The 17,933-nt window shown below is 58.3% G+C and carries 17 protein-coding genes; 2 read left to right on the forward strand and 15 right to left on the reverse strand.

Annotation, left to right across the window (positions count from 1 at the left end; translation table 11 throughout):
* Positions 1-23 precede the first annotated feature (23 nt).
* From ABIE11_RS06850 to ABIE11_RS06895, 10 genes are all read right to left on the reverse strand, one after another.
* Positions 24-1,223: a nicotinamide mononucleotide deamidase-related protein YfaY gene (locus tag ABIE11_RS06850; protein ID WP_429184186.1), complete on the reverse strand. Its 1,200-nt coding sequence runs from the start codon at positions 1,221-1,223 to the stop codon at positions 24-26.
* Between the two features lie 93 nt (positions 1,224-1,316).
* A complete protein-coding gene (locus tag ABIE11_RS06855) occupies positions 1,317-1,859 on the reverse strand; it encodes a YfaZ family outer membrane protein (RefSeq protein ID WP_100779467.1) in 543 nt (180 codons plus the stop codon).
* A gap of 159 nt (positions 1,860-2,018) precedes the next feature.
* The gene (gene menE / locus ABIE11_RS06860) at positions 2,019-3,380 is read right to left on the reverse strand and encodes an o-succinylbenzoate--CoA ligase (RefSeq protein WP_429184187.1); all 1,362 of its coding nucleotides are present in this window, start codon (positions 3,378-3,380) and stop codon (positions 2,019-2,021) included.
* Positions 3,377-4,342, reverse strand: a complete 966-nt coding sequence (gene menC, locus ABIE11_RS06865) for an o-succinylbenzoate synthase (protein WP_429184188.1) — start codon at positions 4,340-4,342, stop codon at positions 3,377-3,379. The genes menE and menC overlap by 4 nt, the downstream gene beginning before the upstream one ends.
* Positions 4,342-5,199, reverse strand: coding sequence for a 1,4-dihydroxy-2-naphthoyl-CoA synthase (gene menB / locus ABIE11_RS06870; RefSeq protein ID WP_100779464.1), 858 nt, complete (start codon positions 5,197-5,199; stop codon positions 4,342-4,344). Before menB ends, menC begins: the two co-directional genes overlap by 1 nt.
* A complete protein-coding gene (gene menH, locus ABIE11_RS06875; protein WP_429184189.1) occupies positions 5,196-5,972 on the reverse strand; it encodes a 2-succinyl-6-hydroxy-2,4-cyclohexadiene-1-carboxylate synthase in 777 nt (258 codons plus the stop codon). The genes menB and menH overlap by 4 nt, the downstream gene beginning before the upstream one ends.
* Positions 5,969-7,639 carry a 2-succinyl-5-enolpyruvyl-6-hydroxy-3-cyclohexene-1-carboxylic-acid synthase gene (gene menD / locus ABIE11_RS06880; RefSeq protein ID WP_142503413.1) on the reverse strand — a complete coding sequence of 557 codons (1,671 nt, stop codon included), beginning with the start codon at positions 7,637-7,639 and terminating at the stop codon, positions 5,969-5,971. Before menD ends, menH begins: the two co-directional genes overlap by 4 nt.
* 88 nt (positions 7,640-7,727) lie before the next feature.
* A complete protein-coding gene (menF, locus tag ABIE11_RS06885; protein ID WP_100779461.1) occupies positions 7,728-9,023 on the reverse strand; it encodes an isochorismate synthase MenF in 1,296 nt (431 codons plus the stop codon).
* A 96-nt stretch (positions 9,024-9,119) separates the two neighbouring features.
* Entirely contained in the window at positions 9,120-9,425 is a 306-nt protein-coding gene (gene elaB / locus ABIE11_RS06890) for a stress response protein ElaB (RefSeq protein ID WP_100780844.1), read from the reverse strand.
* Between the two features lie 52 nt (positions 9,426-9,477).
* The gene (locus ABIE11_RS06895) at positions 9,478-9,939 is read right to left on the reverse strand and encodes a GNAT family N-acetyltransferase (protein ID WP_100779460.1); all 462 of its coding nucleotides are present in this window, start codon (positions 9,937-9,939) and stop codon (positions 9,478-9,480) included.
* A gap of 71 nt (positions 9,940-10,010) precedes the next feature.
* Between ABIE11_RS06895 and rnz the strand changes: the two genes are divergently transcribed.
* Together rnz and ABIE11_RS06905 are read left to right on the forward strand one after the other, a co-directional pair.
* Entirely contained in the window at positions 10,011-10,928 is a 918-nt protein-coding gene (gene rnz, locus ABIE11_RS06900; RefSeq protein ID WP_429184190.1) for a ribonuclease Z, read from the forward strand.
* 64 nt (positions 10,929-10,992) lie between these two features.
* Complete coding sequence (locus ABIE11_RS06905; RefSeq protein ID WP_100779458.1) at positions 10,993-11,997, forward strand: chemotaxis protein; 1,005 nt, start codon at positions 10,993-10,995, stop codon at positions 11,995-11,997.
* An 81-nt stretch (positions 11,998-12,078) separates the two neighbouring features.
* Here the strand turns inward: ABIE11_RS06905 and nuoN are convergent, their stop codons facing one another.
* From nuoN to nuoJ, 5 genes are all read right to left on the reverse strand, one after another.
* Complete coding sequence (gene nuoN / locus ABIE11_RS06910) at positions 12,079-13,536, reverse strand: NADH-quinone oxidoreductase subunit NuoN (RefSeq protein WP_100779457.1); 1,458 nt, start codon at positions 13,534-13,536, stop codon at positions 12,079-12,081.
* 6 nt (positions 13,537-13,542) lie between these two features.
* Positions 13,543-15,072, reverse strand: coding sequence for an NADH-quinone oxidoreductase subunit M (nuoM, locus tag ABIE11_RS06915; protein ID WP_100779456.1), 1,530 nt, complete (start codon positions 15,070-15,072; stop codon positions 13,543-13,545).
* A gap of 165 nt (positions 15,073-15,237) precedes the next feature.
* The gene (nuoL, locus tag ABIE11_RS06920) at positions 15,238-17,079 is read right to left on the reverse strand and encodes an NADH-quinone oxidoreductase subunit L (protein WP_123427202.1); all 1,842 of its coding nucleotides are present in this window, start codon (positions 17,077-17,079) and stop codon (positions 15,238-15,240) included.
* Positions 17,076-17,378: an NADH-quinone oxidoreductase subunit NuoK gene (nuoK, locus tag ABIE11_RS06925; protein ID WP_003861496.1), complete on the reverse strand. Its 303-nt coding sequence runs from the start codon at positions 17,376-17,378 to the stop codon at positions 17,076-17,078. Before nuoK ends, nuoL begins: the two co-directional genes overlap by 4 nt.
* Complete coding sequence (gene nuoJ, locus ABIE11_RS06930; RefSeq protein ID WP_100779454.1) at positions 17,375-17,929, reverse strand: NADH-quinone oxidoreductase subunit J; 555 nt, start codon at positions 17,927-17,929, stop codon at positions 17,375-17,377. The genes nuoK and nuoJ overlap by 4 nt, the downstream gene beginning before the upstream one ends.
* Between the last annotated feature and the right edge of the window lie 4 nt (positions 17,930-17,933).

The raw sequence follows: 17,933 nt of genomic DNA on the forward strand, positions 1-17,933 counted from the left end.
CGGGGCGTTTTGCCCCGGTTTTTTCACTCGATAAACAGTGTTTCCACCACCTCAATCCAGCCATGATCGCTGGCGACCTCTTTGCCATTCAGCCAGCGGCGCAGCATATTCAACGCCATCATCGCACACACCTCCTGGCGCACCTGCAGGCTGTAGCGCGTGGCGCTCATTTTCACGCGCAGAGCGTGAGTGCCCTGCGGTGTGGCGAGGGCAAAATTGAGATGCTCATCTTCAAGGCCAGTCACCGCCAGCGCCAATCCGGCGAAATGGTTGACCCGACGATCGGCCGTCCAGTGGGCGGTTTGCGCGAGCGTCTCTTCCTGCGATGGCACCACTTCGCTCGCCAGTAGCGAGGCGTTTACCCGCGAGAGTTGCAGCGCCAGCAAACCACCGGTGAACTGCTCGCTCAGGGTCAGGCTCAATTGACGCTCCTGAAGATGACGGGCGATTTGCGCCGGTAATCCTTCCGTGCCTTCAAAGATCAGATTTTCACCCGCTACGCGCTGCACCTCAGGCCATGCCGCCAGCATCGCCGCTTTTTGCGTCGCCGGGCCGGTCAGTTTCAGCTCGATAATGGGCATTGAGGAGCGGTAGCCCATCGATACCCCTTCCGGCAGCTCAAGGGGATCGAGACTTTGCGCCAGATCGCTTTCCGAACGGCCAAAGGTGGTGAGGCGCAGGCAAATCGGTGGCTCCGGCAGTGTGAACCGCTCGCGCAGGCGCGGCATAATTTCCTGCTCGACCATCACTTTAAATTCAGAGGGAACGCCGGGGGTAAAGAACATCAGGCAGCGGTTCAGCTTGACCGCAAAACCGCAGGCCGTGCCGACTGGATTATTAATAAACTCGGCGCTGGCGGGGATTTCCGCCTGCTTGCGGTTGCTGGGCGCCATCACCCGGCCACGCTCGCTGAAGAAGCGCTCCATCTGCACCAGCCACTCTTTATGCAGCACTAGCCCTTCGCCTTTGGCCGTCGCCGCTGCCAGTGCGCTGAGGTCGTCGCTGGTTGGCCCGAGGCCACCGTTGACGATCAGGACATCCGCATGTTCGCTACGCTCACGCAGCACGTTGACCAGCGACTCGAGGCTATCGCCGACGGTATTACGGCGCGTTAACGGTAAACCCTGCTCAAAGAAAAAATTGGCCAGCCAGGCCGCATTGGTATCGGTAATTTGTCCATGCAGCACTTCGTCGCCAGTGGACAACATTTCCACGCTTATCATCGTGTTCTCCCACTTATTTAGTGGAAACACTATAGCGCAATCAGATGTGGGGGGAAGAGAGAAACAGGTGCGGCAGGACGCCGCACCCTAAAATCAGAATCCTGCGCTCACGCCCACGTACGGGCCATCGGCCAGCGCATTGTCGCGGTTGCCGTCTTTACCGGCGAGATTCAGGTAGCGATAACCGGCTTCGATGGTGATCGGACGCATGATCGTCCAGCGCGCACCGGCGTTGGCTTCTTCATAGCTGTCGATACCGCTGGAGAGGGAATCCGGAGAGTAGTAGTACTCACCAAACAGACCGAAGCTGTCGCCGATTTTCCACTGCAAACCGCCGCCCACTGCTGCTGCGTAGCCTTCGTCGCCGTCGTTCGGGTTAGTGTAGATACCTTTCCCGCCAACGGTCGCCAGGAATGGACCCAGCGGGATGTTAAGACCCAGACCGAGGCTCGCGGCATCGCCGTCGTCATCGTTGTGAGTCCAGCCGCCGGTCATCGCCAGGCCGGAGGTCTCTGTGCCCATGCCAAAACCGAGGTGGGTGTAATCCTTACCCGCCTGGCCGCTAAAAGAGATTGCATTTGCCGCCGCAGATACAAACATCAGGCCGCTCAGGCCCAGTAATGCCACTTTTTTCATTGTCGTGATCCCGCACTCATTTAAAATAGATATCCCAAAACCGCGCGATTTTAACCCGAGAAATCCAGGGATCAATGCGCTATCGGTGCGTATGACGTTTAGATTGTAACGATTTGAAACTTTCTGGCGTTAGCCCGCCGCAGCAGCTGCCTGAAAATGCTAGCCTTTCAGAAAAGCGTTCACCCACTGCTGCAGCGCCCGACGGGAGATTTTGATCCCACCGCTTTTTAGCTCAGCGGGCAAAACCAGCCAGTGCCGCGGCTGCTGGAAACGCGCCAGCTTATCGCCCACCCACTCCGGGAAGGTCGTGATATCCGCGTTTTCTGCGCATTCGACCACCGCCACCGGTCGCTGACCAAATTCGGCGTCGTCCAGCGGCACGATGAAAACCTGATGAATCAGCGGATGCCCGCTAATGACGCGCTCCAGCTCTTCCGGCTGAATGCCTTCTCCGCCGCTGAAAAAGAGATTATCCATGCGCCCGACAAGAGTCAGACGGCCGTCATGTAACTCTCCACGATCGCGGGTAGCAAACCAGCCTTGCGCATTGGCAAGCGGCGCTAATCCACCGTCGCGCCAGTAGCCGCTGGCCATACTTTTGGCCCGGAGCCAGACCTCACCTTCAACAATCTTGACCTCGCGCCCCGGTAGCGCACTCCCGACATCCGGTTGCCCGTCGGCTTCTTTGGCACAAACTGTCGAGGCGAATTCCGTCAGCCCGTATCCGCACCAGGTTTTGATCCCCTGCTCTTGCGCCCGAAGGGTTAACTCAACGGGGATCGCCGCGCCGCCCAGCAGGACGGCCCGGAGGGCGACAGGATCAGGGTGATTCAGCAAACGCCAGAGCTGCGTCGGCACCAGCGAGGCATGCGTGCAGCCTTCCAGCATCTGCTCCAGGGGCTGTTTTTCACGCACGGTTAATCGCGCGCCGGCCAGCAGCCAACGCCACAAAATCCCCTGTCCGGAGACATGAAAAAGAGGCAGGGAAAGCAGCCAGTCATCATCGTCGCCATAAGGCATCAGAGAGAGCACCCCCTGCGCGCTGGCAAGATGCGCGTCGCAGGTATGTACCGCCGCTTTTGGCAGACCGGTGGACCCGGAGGTGAGCGTCATGGACGCCAGCCGCGAAGGTTGCCAGGGGGCGGCGTAGTGACCTGCTGATTCGCGCATCAACACCGTTGGCAATCCGTCGAACTCGCCGTCCAGCACCAGCGCAAAACGCAACGTCATCTGGGGAATTAATACATTCAGCAGCGGACGTGGAAGCTGCGGGTTGACGGGTAAAATCCGCGCGCCGCATTGCAGTAATGCCAGCCAGGCCAGCAGAGTGCTGGGATGGTTTTGCGCCATCAGCATTACCCCGTCGCCATCCTGCACGCCCTGCTGACGGAAGCCGCTTGCCAGCGCATCAACGCGCTGGCACAGCTGATGCCAGGTCAGCGTGTCACTGTTCAGGCGCAGCGCGGGTTTGTCGGCTTTTTGCTGACACCAGTGCCGCCACGGCCAGTCGGTAAAGCTCATAGCAGTGGCTCCAGCGCCTCAACGTCCACCAGCGGGAGCGTATTCTCCGGCCAGCGACGCACCAGCTGGGCCTGCATCAGATTGAGCGTGTCCAGCCCCGGAATGGTCTGCGGGGTGAGCCACGCGGCAATCCGCGCCAGTTGCGTCAGGCCAAGGCTCGACTCAATGGAGGAACTGATCACCGCCGTCAGGCCGAGAGCGTGGGCCGCAGCCACCTGCTTGCGCACCTTGTCCAGGCTGCCCGTCAGCGTCGGCTTGATCACCACCGCACTCACGCCCGGCTCGGCGAGAAACTGGAAATCCGCTTCACGCAGGCTTTCATCCCAGGCAATGGCAATTCCCGTCTCCTGCGCAAAGGCGCGCGAGTCGTCGCGGGTTTTGCACGGCTCTTCCATAAATGCGATGCGATCGCGATACGCCGGATTGACGTACTTCGCGAACTGCTGCGCCTTGAGCGGCGTCCACGCGCGGTTTGCATCCAGACGCAGACGCAAATCCGGAATCGCTTCGAGCAGCAAATTGACCACCATGCCATCGCGTACCGCTTCGTACAGGCCCACTTTGACCTTGGCGACTTTCTCGCCGGGCATAGCGCTAAGGGCGGCAAACAGTTCGTCCGGATCGCCCGAGCAGAGCGGCGCGGCGCGGTAATCCGCCGCGTCCGGCAGCGTGCCGTCCAGCTCGGCCAGCGCGCAGCTAATACCGAAGGCGGCAGAAGGCACCTCCGGCAGTGCCGGAGAAGCCCCTTCGCGCCAGGCATTCACCCAACTCAGCAGCGCGGCCTGGGCGTCCTCAAGAGACTCAAGGCTAAAGCCCGGCAGCGGCGAGATTTCGCCCCAGCCCTGCTTTTCACCCTGCTGCAGATGGACGAAGAGACCGTCACGGGTTTTTAACCGCCGTTCACGCAGCACCACGCCCGCGTCCATGGGTATCTGCCAGCGGTAAACCTGCGCGCGACGCATTACGGATTCCGTTTGTATTTGCTGAAGTCCGGCTGGCGTTTTTCGTTAAACGCGTTGCGGCCTTCCTGCCCTTCTTCGGTCATGTAGAACAACATAGTGGCGTTACCCGCCAGCTCCTGCAGACCGGCCTGACCGTCGCAGTCGGCGTTCAGCGCCGCTTTCAGGCAGCGCAGCGCCATTGGGCTGTTTTGCAGCATTTCGCGACACCAGCGAACGGTCTCTTTTTCCAGATCGGCAATCGGCACCACCGTGTTGACGAGGCCCATATCCAGCGCCTCTTTGGCATCGTACTGACGGCACAGGAACCAGATTTCACGCGCCTTTTTCTGACCGACAATGCGCGCCATATAGGACGCACCCCAGCCGCCGTCGAAGGAGCCGACTTTCGGACCGGTCTGGCCGAAAATGGCGTTCTCCGCGGCAATCGTCAGATCACACATCATGTGCAGCACGTGGCCGCCACCGATGGAGTAGCCAGCAACCATCGCCACGACCGGTTTTGGACAGGTGCGGATCTGGCGCTGGAAGTCGAGCACATTCAGGTGATGTACGCCGGAGTCATCCTGATACCCGCCGTAGTCGCCGCGCACTTTCTGATCGCCGCCCGCGCAGAAAGCTTTGTCGCCTTCGCCGGTCAGAACGATCACGCCGACGTTATCGTCGTAACGTGCATCGGCCAGCGCCTGCATCATCTCTTTCACGGTCAGGGGACGAAACGCGTTACGCACCTGCGGACGGTTGATGGTGATTTTGGCAATACCGTCCGTCGATTTGTGGTAACGAATATCCGTATAGCCTTCGGAGCAGTCTTGCCATTCAACGGGGGCATACAGCATTTGTTCATCAGGGTAGATCATGGGATGTCCTTTATTCGAAAACGCAGTATCTGCGCCAGACTCGTGGCAACCGCAGCGGGATTGTCCCGGTGGGCGTTGTGTCCGGCATTGGGAATCACATGGCGTTCGGCGTTAAGTTCAGCCGCGAGGGCTGCAAACTTCTCGTCGCGCTCGCCATACACATAGTGAAAAGGCGTCGTGCGGGCGTTCAGCGCCGCGCGTAAATCAGGTTGGTTCGCCAGGGAGGTGGCCTGCAGCATGGCGGCAAGGGTCGCGCCATTATTTTGGCTGCGCAGGGCAATGAGTTCGTCACGCTGCGCGTCAGTCAGTGAGGCAAAAACCGGCTGCTGATACCAGGCACGAAACACTGACGGCAGCGGTTCATCGCGAAAACGTTGCGCCCAGCGGCGGTCAGATTCGGCTCGCGCCTCTCGCTCTGTCGCGTCGCACAGGCCCGGATGACCGCCCTCGACAATCAGCCCCGCCAGCCCTTTCGGCTGCTGACAGGCATGAACCATCGCAATGCGGCCGCCAAGGGAGTACCCCACCAGCCAGTAGTTAAGTATGTTGTAACTAAGCAGCGTATTAGTCAGCAGCTGGCTCACGTCGCTGAACCCAGAGACGGCAATATCCTGTGAACCGCCGTGCCCTGGGAGATCCAGATACAGCCGCGGATGATCGGGCAGCTTAGCGCCCACCGTCTGCCATTCGCGACAGTCGCCGGAAAAACCGTGCAGGAAGACCAGCCAGGGCAACCCTGGCTTACCGGCACGTCTTTGACCGGCCAGAATCATAGATGGCTCACCTGGGCGAGCAGGCTTTGCAGCGTCTGCGCGCCGTCGGAATCGTTGACCACCAGCTCAATCAGCGTGGTGCCCGGCTGCCGCCAGGCGCGACTGAGCGCGTCGTCGAGATCGGCCCAGCTCTCCGGGCGATGGTATTTGAGGCTAAACATCGCCGCAGCGTGTTCAAACTGGACGTTTTGCGGCATCAGATAGAAACGCTCGCGCTCGCTTTGCGGCGTCGGCAGCAGGGAGAAAATCTGCCCGCCGTTATTGTTCACCACAATCAGCACAAACGGCGCGGAGACCTGGCGCAGCAGTGCCAGCGCGTTCAGGTCATACAGCGCCGATAAATCCCCGACAATCGCCAGGGTCGATTTCGCGCTGGCGCGCTGCACGCCCGCCGCCGTAGAGATCAAACCGTCAATCCCGCTGGCGCCACGGTTGCTGTAGACCGGATACCCGGCCGGCAGTTTTGACAGGGCATCAATCAGACGCACCACCAGGCTGTTGCCAACAAAGAGCTGGCCCTGCTCCGGCAGATAGTGGCGGATGCGGTGCGCCAGCTCAGCCTCGCCAAAGCCTTCGCACTGGCGGGAGGTTAACTCCCAGGCCTGACGCGACAAGGCCGGAATATCCGTCGCCCACGGCTGGCGTTTTTCCGCCGGATGCGCATCCAGCCATTCGTCGATGGTGCTGACCAGACGACGCCCGCGATGGTGCGCCGGATCCAGCCGTCCTTCTAGCGGGTCCACCAGCCAGTACTCTTCCGGCTCGCAGGTGGCCTGCCACTGTAACAGGCGTTTACCCGTGAGGCTTGAGCCGAGCTGAACCACAATTTGTGCCTGCGACAGTTCCGTTACCGCTTTGGCATTTCCCAGCCAGAGATCGGCGCACGGCAGCGGCTGCCCGGTTTGCGAAAGCACATCGCCAATCAGCGGCCAGCCCAGGGTTTGCGCCCATTCGGCCACCAGCTTGCCCTCGGCGGCGCTCATGCGCCCGGCGAGAACGACGCCGCGCTTTTGTCGCCAGAAAAACCAGTCGCGCTGTCTGGCGCTTTCAAGATGCGTTTGTACGCGCAGCCAGGGTTTATCGCTGCGCCACCAGTTGCCGAGGGCTTGCTGCCACTCAACGCCGGTGTCGTCCATTTCGCCGTACAGCGGTTCGGCGAACGGGCAGTTGATGTGCAGTGCGCCACTGCGCAGGGAGCCGAGCGCGTTATCAAGCGTCGAGACCAGCCAGCTGGCGGGAATGTCCTGGGTCGGGCGCGGTAACGCGATCGACTGGGATGGATGAGAAGCAAAGATACCCGGCTGGCGGATCGCCTGGTTGGCGCCGCAGTCGATCAGTTCGGGCGGACGATCGGCGGTGAGGAGAATGAGTTTTTCGCCCGTCAGCCCGGCTTCAATCAGAGCCGGATAGAGATTTGCCACCGCCGTACCGGACGTCACAATCACCGCCACGGGTGCCTGGCTGACTTTTGCCAGCCCGAGCGCCAGATGACCAAGACCGCGTTCATCAAAATGGGTGTGATGAATAAACGCCCGGTTTTCTGCCGCCGCCAGCGTCAGCGGCGTAGAACGTGAGCCCGGCGCAATACACACATGCCTGACGCCATGGCGCGTCAGGGCTTCAAGAATGACCGTCGCCCAGCGGCGGTTAAAAGAACTTACTGACATGAAATTGTCCGGTATCAATATTAAGACACAGTATAAATAATAGAGAGTGATTGAATTTTGATATGAATCGGGAATGTGCGACTCAGTATTAATCCATAAGGAGCAGTGTTCTCAGCCCTGCGGCTTTGTTTTCTATCTCCTGCCACTCGTCCTCAGGCACGGACCCACTGACAATCCCTGCCCCGGCATACAGTCTGACTGCTGAATCACTGACGCGCGCGCTGCGAAGCGCCACGCAAAACTCACTTTGTGCCAAAGAGAGGTATCCGGCCGATCCGGCGTACCACTCCCGGTCGAACGGTTCATGTGTCTGAATAAAATCGCGTGCTGACAGGCGCGGCAAACCGGCGACAGCGGCCGTCGGCTGCAATAGCTGGAGGCACTGCTCGTCATCGGGGTGTTTTAAATCGGTCCAGATACAGCGGCGCAGATGCTGCACCTTGCGCAGACGAACGATTTGCGCCGGAAGCACTTCCAGCGCCTGGGTATGGTGCTGTAGCCGCTGACAGATGTCTTCCACCACCAGCATGTTTTCACGCTGGTTTTTGTCGTCGGCCAGCAGCCATTCGCCCAGATGCTGAGCCTGGCGATCGTCAGGATGACTGGCCACGGTGCCCGCCAGCGCTTCGGTGCGAAGGTGGTTGCCGCGTCGGCGCCATAAACGCTCCGGCGAGGAGCCCATAAACGCGCTGTGAGCATCGAAAACCATGCAGAAATGGTAGCAGTTGAAGTTCAGCCGACGGCTGGCTGCCATCAGAGCAATGGCGTTGATGCCCCGGTCAAAGTGCAAATCCGTCGCCCGCGCCAGCACCACTTTTTCGAATGCACCGCTGGCAATGGTCTCGGTGGCCTGCGAAATCAGCCGCAGCCACTCCGGTTTTTCAGGCAGATGCGTTTCGCGCACCTTGTGCGGAGCGAGCGGGGTGATTGTTCTGGCGGGTGAGAGCTGCTGTAAAAAGGCTCTCGCCTGCTGCGCATCATCCGCAAGCGAATGGTCGCTCGACAGGTTCAGTCGGAGTGTCGCCACGCCCCCCAGACGCAGCCAGAGCAGGCGCGGCAGAAACAGGTGGCTCTTTTCGGGAGCAAACGCATTCAGGCCGCAAATGCGGGTGTCATCGGAAAGTTCGTGAGTCTGGAGAAACTGGCGGGCGAGCGAGAGTGACGAGAAATGGTGCACCGCGCCGAGGGCGGCCAGCTCTTCCTCACCACTACGCTGTTGCCAGTAAAACTGAGGATAGGCCACCTGAGCACCCAGCCAGGCCAGGGGATCGAAGGCATCGTTTAACGGGAAAGAGACGTCGACATGACGCGTGCCGGGTGTCGGCGGAAACGCTTGAGCCAGAAAATGACCAAGACGTTCAATCGCAATTGAAATCGAATGCACGCTGACCTCTCCCTGTTAAAACCTCACATTATACGGGGTACTTAGCCTAAAAAGCAGTACCCACGTTTAGGGAGGGGTCACCGTTTTTGCATAAACTTAGCGGCGGGAGAGCAGAAGCCCCAGCACCAGGCCGGCAGCCGCCCCTACGCCAATGCCCTGCCACGGTTTTTCGTGCACGTAATCATCGGCACGATAGACCGCTTTTTTGGCGCGGTAATAGTAGTTGTCGGAGGCATTGCTGACGCGGTGTTTGACCTCTTCCAGCGCCTGTTCAGCACGCGCTTTCAGCTCAATATACTTTTGGTCTGCCGGGTCGCCTGAAGAGCGCAGCACCTCTTCCAGTGTTTCACTAAGCAGCGCCAGGTCGTCGTCGATACGGGAATCCCAGGATTGAAATGACATATTTTTCTCCATGTGAGTGCTTCAGTCCCTAACTATAGACAACGACAGGCTATTACGCCTGTTTCGCTTCTCTCGCCATGCCGATATGTGGAATACCGTCTTCGTCGTACACCTCTGTTACCGGGGCGAACCCAAAGTGGGCATAGAATGGCTGCAGATGCGCCTGCGCGCCGAGATATAACGCCTTGTCTGGCCACTGTTTTTTGCAGGATTCGAGCGTCTGCTCCATCAGCTTATAGCCGAGTTTTTCACCTCGCGCGTTACTGCTGATGATCACCCGACCAATCACCACCGGGTCGAAATCGTCTTCACTTTTCAGAATCCTCGCATACGCCACCAGCGCGTCATCTTTCCAGCCGAGGATATGGCGGTTCTCACCGACCAGGTCATCGCCGTCGATATCCTGATAGGGGCAGGTCTGCTCGACGACAAACACTTCGCAACGTAATTTGAGTAACGCGTAAAGGGCGGAAACGGTCAGTTCACTGTGATGTAAATCTTGCCACTGGATCATGTCAGGCTCCTTCTTAAGTATCATCCCGTTATACTAAACACTTCTCGTGAGTCATAGAGTCTGATGATGTTATGGAACTGATTTTTCTCGGTACGTCCGCCGGTGTGCCAACCCGATCACGAAATGTGACGGCAATCCTGCTCGATTTACAGCACCCGACGCACGCGGGTTTATGGCTTTTCGACTGTGGTGAAGGGACGCAGCATCAGCTGTTACACACCGCGTATCACCCCGGCAAGCTGGATAAAATTTTTATCACTCACCTGCACGGCGACCACCTGTTTGGCCTGCCAGGGCTGCTATGCAGCCGCTCGATGGCCGGGAACGCCAGACCGCTGACGATCTACGGTCCGAAGGGCATTCAGGCGTTTGTCGAGACTACGCTGCGCCTGAGCGGGTCGTGGACCGATTATCCGCTGGAGGTGATCGAGATCGCTGAAGGCGAGGTATTCCAGGACGCGCGTTTTACGGTGACCGCGCAGCCGCTGAATCATCCGGTGGAGTGCTACGGCTATCGTGTGGATGAACACGACAAACCCGGCGCACTGGACGCCGCCGCGCTGATTGCCGACGGCATCAAACCTGGCCCGCTGTTCCAGCAGCTGAAAAATGGCGCAACCGTGACGCTGGATGACGGCCGCGTTGTTAACGGTCAGGCTTATCTCGCGGCTCCGGTTTCCGGTAAAAAAGTGGCGATATTTGGCGATACGGCGCCCTGCCCTGAAGCGCTGCTTCTGGCGCACAACGTTGATCTGCTGGTCCACGAGGCGACCCTTGAGACGGCGATGGAAGAGAAAGCCAACAACCGCGGGCATAGCTCTACGCGTCAGGCGGCAACTCTTGCCAGAGACGCGGGCGTGCAGAAACTGATCGTCACCCACGTCAGCTCTCGCTACGATGCCCAGGGCTGCGCGGCGCTGCTGGCGGAGTGCCGGGAAGTGTTCAAAGAGTGCGAGCTGGCCCACGATTTCATGCAGGTTTGCGTTTAGCCCTTCACTTTTCCCTCGGCGTGCCGATAACGATTAAAAGGCAAGCATCTCACTTGAGGGTAAAATGGATAATTTCCAGAAAGATATTGATGACAGGGCCAATCTGACCCTGTCGAACCGGTTTGAACTGTTGCTGTTCCGCCTCGGTACCTCGTTGAATGAGAACAAGTCTGAGCTGTTTGGCATTAACGTTTTTAAGCTGCGTGAAATTGTACCGATGCCGGAATTCACCAAGCCCGCGGGCATGAAGTCGCCGCTGATGGGTATGGTGAATATCCGCGATCAGGTGATCCCGGTCATCGATCTTTCGGCGGTGGCCGGCTGTAAACCCGCCACCGGTTTGAACATTCTGCTGATCACCGAGTACGCCCGTAGCGTGCAGGCGTTTGCCGTGGAGTCGGTAGAAAACATCATGCGTCTGGACTGGAAGCAGGTCCATGCGGCGGAAACCGCCGTCAGCGGACGCTACATCACCAGCATCGCCTGCCTCGATGAAGAGACGGATACCAACGATCTGGCGATGGTGCTCGACGTTGAACAGATTTTGTATGACATCACCCCGGCGAACCACGATCTGCACGCCAATAACCTGAAAATCAGCAAATTCAACATCAAGCCTGGCGCGGTGGCAATTGTGGCGGAAGATTCTAAGGTTGCCCGCTCCATGCTGGAAAAAGGGCTGGAGGCGATGAACATCCCGGCCCAGCTGCATATTACCGGCAAAGAAGCGTGGGAAAAAATTGGCGTGCTGGCTGCACAGGCGCAGGCCGAAGGCGTGCCGATCACCGATAAAATCGCGCTGGTGCTGACCGACCTCGAGATGCCGGAGATGGACGGGTTTACGCTGACGCGCAAAATCAAATCTGACGAGATCCTCAAGCATATTCCGGTGGTGATCCACTCCTCCCTGTCCGGAAACGCCAACGAAGACCATATCCGCAAGGTAAAGGCCGATGGCTACGTGGCGAAGTTTGAGCTTAACGAGCTGTCATCGGTGATTGAGGAAGTGCTGGATCGGTCGATGAAGAAGATTGATGGGCCGCTGATTAGCCGCAAACAGCTGGCTTGATTTGAGTCTGATTGCCGGGTGGCGCTTTGCTCACCCGCAATAAAAAACCCGCCGAGGCGGGTTTTTTTATGTCTGAGACCATTACATCAGCGGCATCGCATGCTGCACCAGGGTGATCAGCGGCTGCGGATAGATACCGAAGATCAGTACCAGCAGCGCGGAGATCAGCACCACAATACCGCCGGCGCTGTACTGCCAGTTGGTTGGTGCATCGCGGTTCAGCTGCTGTGGCGCCGACAGATACAGGCTCACGGCCACACGCAGGTAGTAGTACAGACCGATTGCGGAGCCGATAACCACCGCAGCCGTCAGCCACCACAGGCCAGACTGTACACCGACGGCCAGCACGTAGAACTTACCGATAAAGCCCAGCGTCATCGGGATACCCGCCAGCGACAGCATCATCACCGTCATTACCGCAGACAGAATCGGACGGTGCCAGAACAGACCACGGTAGGAGAACAGTGAATCGGCATCCGGACCACGGTACGGGCTGGACATCAGACTCACGACGCCGAACGCGCCGAGGCTGCTGAACAGGTAACCGGCCAGGTAAACACCGACGGTTTCCATCGACATGGAGCCGCTCTGCAGGGCAATCAGCGCCACCAGCAGATAACCCAGGTGGGAGATAGACGAGTAACCAAGCAGACGCTTGATGTTGGTCTGGCTCAGCGCCATCAGGTTACCAAAGATGATGGAGGCGAAGGCGATAATGCCAAGCACCACGCGCACCGCTTCGCTATCACCCACTGGAGCGTACAGGAACAGACGCATCACCACGCCGAAGATCGCGATTTTACTCGCTGTCGCCAGGAAGGTGGAGACAGGAGCCGGAGCGCCCTGATACACGTCTGGCGTCCACAGGTGGAACGGAACCAGAGAGAGTTTAAAGCCAAGACCGACAATCATCATGCCCAGACCCGCCAGCAGCAGCGGTTCGTGCAGCATGTTGTCGCCGAGGCTCTTACCGAGCGCCACGAACGACAGGTTACCGGACTGTGCGTACAGCAGCGCCATACCAAACAGCAGGAAAGACGAGGCGGCAGCAGACAGAATCGTATACTTGATACTCGCTTCCAGAGAGCGCTTCTGACGGAACGCATAACCAATCAGGCCGAACAGCGGCAGTGAGATCAACTCAATACCGAGGAACAGGGCCGCGAGATGGTTCGCGTTCGCCAGCAGGATCCCGCCGAGGGCGGCAATCAGAACCAGCAGGTAAAACTCTTCTTTGTTGTCGTTGTAGCCTTCGAGCCAAGGGTAGGCAAAGGTACAGGTCGCCAGGCTCGCCAGCAGGACCAGCCCGGTGTACAGCATCGCAAAACCGTCAACGCGCATCAGCGGGGTGACATCCATTGCGCCCGCCTGGCCAACAAACCAGAGGGAGACTAACGCAGCGTTCAGACCTAAAACCGACAGTGTGGCATTCAGGAAGTGATTGCGTCGCCACGCAATGGAGAGCATCACAACCACCACCGTCAATCCGACGATCAGCAGCGGTAGCAGCGCGATCAGTTGTTGTGGAGTTATTGTCATGGCGATTTACAGCCTTGTATTAGAAGCAGAATTAACAAACCACTGCTGGATGTTACCCATCGCGGAATGCGAGGTATCCAGAATCGGCTGCGGATAGAAGCCCAGCAGCACCAGCAGTACGACCAGCAGCAGAACGATGAACAGTTCGCGCAGCGACATTCCCGGCAGTTCTTGCGCCGCGATTTGGCTCTTCGCTTTACCGAAGTAAGCGCGATGCAGCATCGCCAGCGAGTAAACGGACGCGAAGACCAGGCCGAAAGTGGAGATAACCGTAATGACCGGAACCACTTTAAAGCTGCCGAACAGAATCATGAATTCGCCGACAAAGTTACCGGTACCCGGCATACCCAGCGTCGCCACTGCGAAGAACATCGACAGGGCTGGCAACCACTTAATTTTGCTCCACAGACCGCCCATCATGCGCATGTCACGGGTATGCAGACGTTCGTACAGCTGACCACAGAGGATGAAGAGACCCGCCGCAGACAGACCGTGTGCAATCATCTGAATCACCGCCCCCTGGTACGCCAGCTGGCTGCCGGTGTAGATGGCAATCAGCACGAAGCCCATGTGGGAAACGGAGGTGTACGCGATAAGACGTTTGATGTCGTACTGCGTGAAAGCCATCCATGCGCCGTAGAAGATACCAATCACACCGAGCCACATCGCAATCGGTGCAAACTCAGCGGAGGCGTTCGGGAACAGCGGCAGCGCAAAGCGCAGCAGACCGTAGGCCGCGGTTTTCAGCAAGATCCCCGCCAGGTCAACGGAACCCGCCGTGGGTGCCTGGGAGTGCGCGTCTGGCAGCCAGCCGTGCAGTGGAACCACCGGCATTTTCACCGCAAACGCAATGAAGAAGCCCAGCATCAGCAGGTATTCGACGCCGTGAGACATTGGCGTTTTCAGCAGGTCCTGATAGTTGAAGGTCCAGACACCGGTCGCGTTGTAGTGCACGAACACCAGCGCCAGGATAGCAATCAACATCACCAGACCACTCGCCTGGGTGTAGATGAAGAACTTGGTGGCCGCCGTGATACGCGTTTTACCGTCGGATGCCTTATGGCCCCACAGCGCGATCAGGAAGTACATCGGCACCAGCATCATCTCCCAGAAGAAGAAGAACAGGAACATGTCGATGGCAAGGAACACGCCGATAACGCCGCCCAGGATCCACATCAGGTTCAGGTGGAAGAAGCCCTGGTATTTTTGAATCTCGTTCCAGGAACAGAGCACCGCCAGAACGCCGAGCAGACCGGTCAACACCACCATCAGCAGCGACAGACCGTCGATGGCGAGGTGGATTGTGATACCAAAGCGCGGTATCCACGGCAGGATAAATTCAGACTGCCACTGCGGAATACCCGCAGACTGGGTCAGAGAATAGCCGCCCTGCAACCACAGTTGCAGACCAAGCGCGAGCGTCAATCCCATGGTGATCAGCGCAATCCAGCGCGGCATCTTCACGCCAAAGCGTTCGGTCTGCCAGCACAGGAACCCACCAATGAAGGGAATTAATATTAGCCAGGGTAGTAACATGGCGATTTTTATTCCTTTTTAAGGCCCCAGCCGGGGCCGATTTTCAACGAATTCTCACGGAACATTCACTTCGGACTGGGTTTGTTATGTCGGGTGGCACTCACGCTTATCCGACCTACGCTCTTGTAGGCCCGGCTTGTACCACCGGGCAAACCCAATCTCAGATCAACGCAACACCATCAGCAGCGCCAGCACGACGACCGCACCAATGCTCATGGATGCCACATACCAGCGCAGATAACCGTTCTCGCTCAACAGCAGGCCTTTACCTGCAAAGCGGGACAGCACTGCCGGGATGTTCATCATGGAGTTCATCGGATCGCGTTTCAGCAACCATGCAACGCCCAGGAACGGCTTAACGAAGATCATGTCGTACAGCCAGTCGAAGCCCCACGCGTTATACCACCAGGTGCCCAACAGACGGCCTGGCGCACTGTTAGCAACAGCCGTCACCAGAGTACGTTTGCCCAGCCACAGCCATGCAGCAATCAAGATGCCTGCGATAGCGACCACACCGGAGGTGATTTCAAGCGTCAGAACGCGACCGTGCTCAAGCTCGGTGGTATCCGGGAGTACGCCCTGCAACGGTGGCACAATCATCGCGCCAACGAAGGTAGAGAGCACCAGCAGAACCAGCAGCGGCAGGTGGTGAGTAATCCCCTTCCCTGCGTGAGCGTGAATTTGTTCTTTACCGTGGAAGACGATGAAAATCATACGGAAGGTATACAGGGAGGTCATGAACGCACCGACCAGACCTGCCACCATCAGATTGATATGACCATTTGCCATGGCGCCCGCAAGGATTTCGTCCTTACTGAAGAAGCCCGCAGTGATGATCGGCAGTGCCGACAGCGCCGCGCCGCCCACCAGGAAGCAGACATACACCAGCGGAATCGATTTGCGCAGACCGCCCATCTTGAAGATGTTCTGCTCGTGATGGCACGCCAGAATGACGGAGCCGGACGAGAGGAACAGCAGCGCTTTAAAGAACGCGTGCGTCATCAGGTGGAAGATCGCTGCGTCCCATGCCTGCACGCCCAGCGCCAGGAACATGTAACCAATCTGGCTCATGGTGGAGTAAGCGAGAACGCGTTTGATGTCCGTCTGAACCAGCGCGGCAAAGCCCGCCAGCACCAGAGTTACCGCACCGACAATACCGACAAGGTGCAGAATTTCCGGCGTCATCAGGAACAGACCATGCGTACGTGCAATCAGATAGACACCAGCGGTCACCATGGTCGCGGCGTGGATCAGCGCGGAGACAGGCGTTGGGCCTGCCATCGCGTCCGCAAGCCAGGTCTGCAACGGCAGCTGCGCGGATTTACCCACGGCACCACCCAGCAGCATCAGCGTTGCCCACGTCAGCATGTTGTTGCCTGCTTCGAAGTGCGCTGGCGCCAGTTCTACCATTTCGCGGAAGTTCAGCGTGCCCAGTTCGTTGTAGAGAATGAACAGCGCGAAAGCGAGGAACACGTCACCCACACGGGTCACGACGAACGCTTTCATGGCCGCTGCGCCATTCTTCGGATCGGTGTAGTAGAAACCGATCAGCAGGTAAGAACAGAGACCCACGCCTTCCCAGCCGAGATACATCAGCAGCAGGTTATCACCCAGCACCAGAACAACCATGCTGGCGATAAACAGGTTGGTGTAGGCGAAGAAGCGGGAGTAACCCTCTTCACCGCGCATATACCAGGAGGCGAACATGTGGATCAGGAAGCCAACACCGGTAACCACGGAGAGCATGGTCAGGGAGAGACCATCCAGTACCAGGCTGAAACCGATGTTGAAATCGCCGACCGACATCCAGGTCCACAGCGGCAGGCTGAACGCCTGCTTGCCGTTGTTAAAGAAGTCGATACCCGCGTAAGCGGTGACCAGCGCAGCCAGGCCGATAGAGCCGATGCCCACGGTGGCAGACAGATTTTCCGACCAGCGACCGCGTGAGAAAGCCAGCAGCACAAAGCCGATCAACGGGAAAATAATGGTTAAGGCAAGCATGTTCATCCACGCAACTCACTTACTGAATCGATGTTCAGGTTCTGGCGGCGACGATGGAGCTGCAGCAACAGCGCCAGGCCAATACTCGCTTCGGCAGCCGCAAGGCTGATGGCGAGAATATACATCACCTGACCATCGGTCTGGCCCCAGTAGCTACCGGCGACCACAAAGGCCAGCGCGGAAGCGTTGATCATGATTTCCAGCCCGATCAGCATAAACAGCAGATTGCGGCGGATAACCAGACCGGTTAAGCCCAGAACGAACAAAATCGCGGCGAGGATCAGTCCATGTGTTAAGGGGATCATGCGCGCTCCTCCGTTTTTCTTTTCGCGCTGTCATTCGCACGGTTGCTCAGCACTTCGCCCGCACGATCTTCGCGGCCAACGTGGAAGGCAACAACCAGACCCGCCAGCAGCAGCATCGACGCCAGTTCAACGGCCAGTACGTACGGACCGAAGAGCGTGATACCAACCGCTTTCGCGCTGATCGGCGTACCGTCGATACCCTGATCGTTCACGCCGAGAATCGCGTAAACGATCACTGCCAGCATGATGGCCGACAGAATCGCCGGGCCAATCCATACCTGCGGTTTCAACCACTGACGCTCTTGTTCAATTTCAGAGCCGCCCAGGTTCAGCATCATGACGACGAACACGAACAGAACCATAATGGCCCCGGCGTAGACGATGATCTCCAGCGCACCCGCAAAGTGGGCGCCCAGCGCGAAGAACACGCCAGAAATAGCCAGAAGCGAAATGATTAAGTAAAGCAACGCATGCACCGGATTGGTGTGCGTAATCACTCGCAGCGTGGCCAGGATGGCGATAAGGCCACAGATATAAAAAGCGAATTCCATTGCC

This window comes from Lelliottia sp. 489 (assembly GCF_050435885.1).
GTDB classification, from domain to species: Bacteria; Pseudomonadota; Gammaproteobacteria; order Enterobacterales; family Enterobacteriaceae; genus Enterobacter; species Enterobacter nimipressuralis.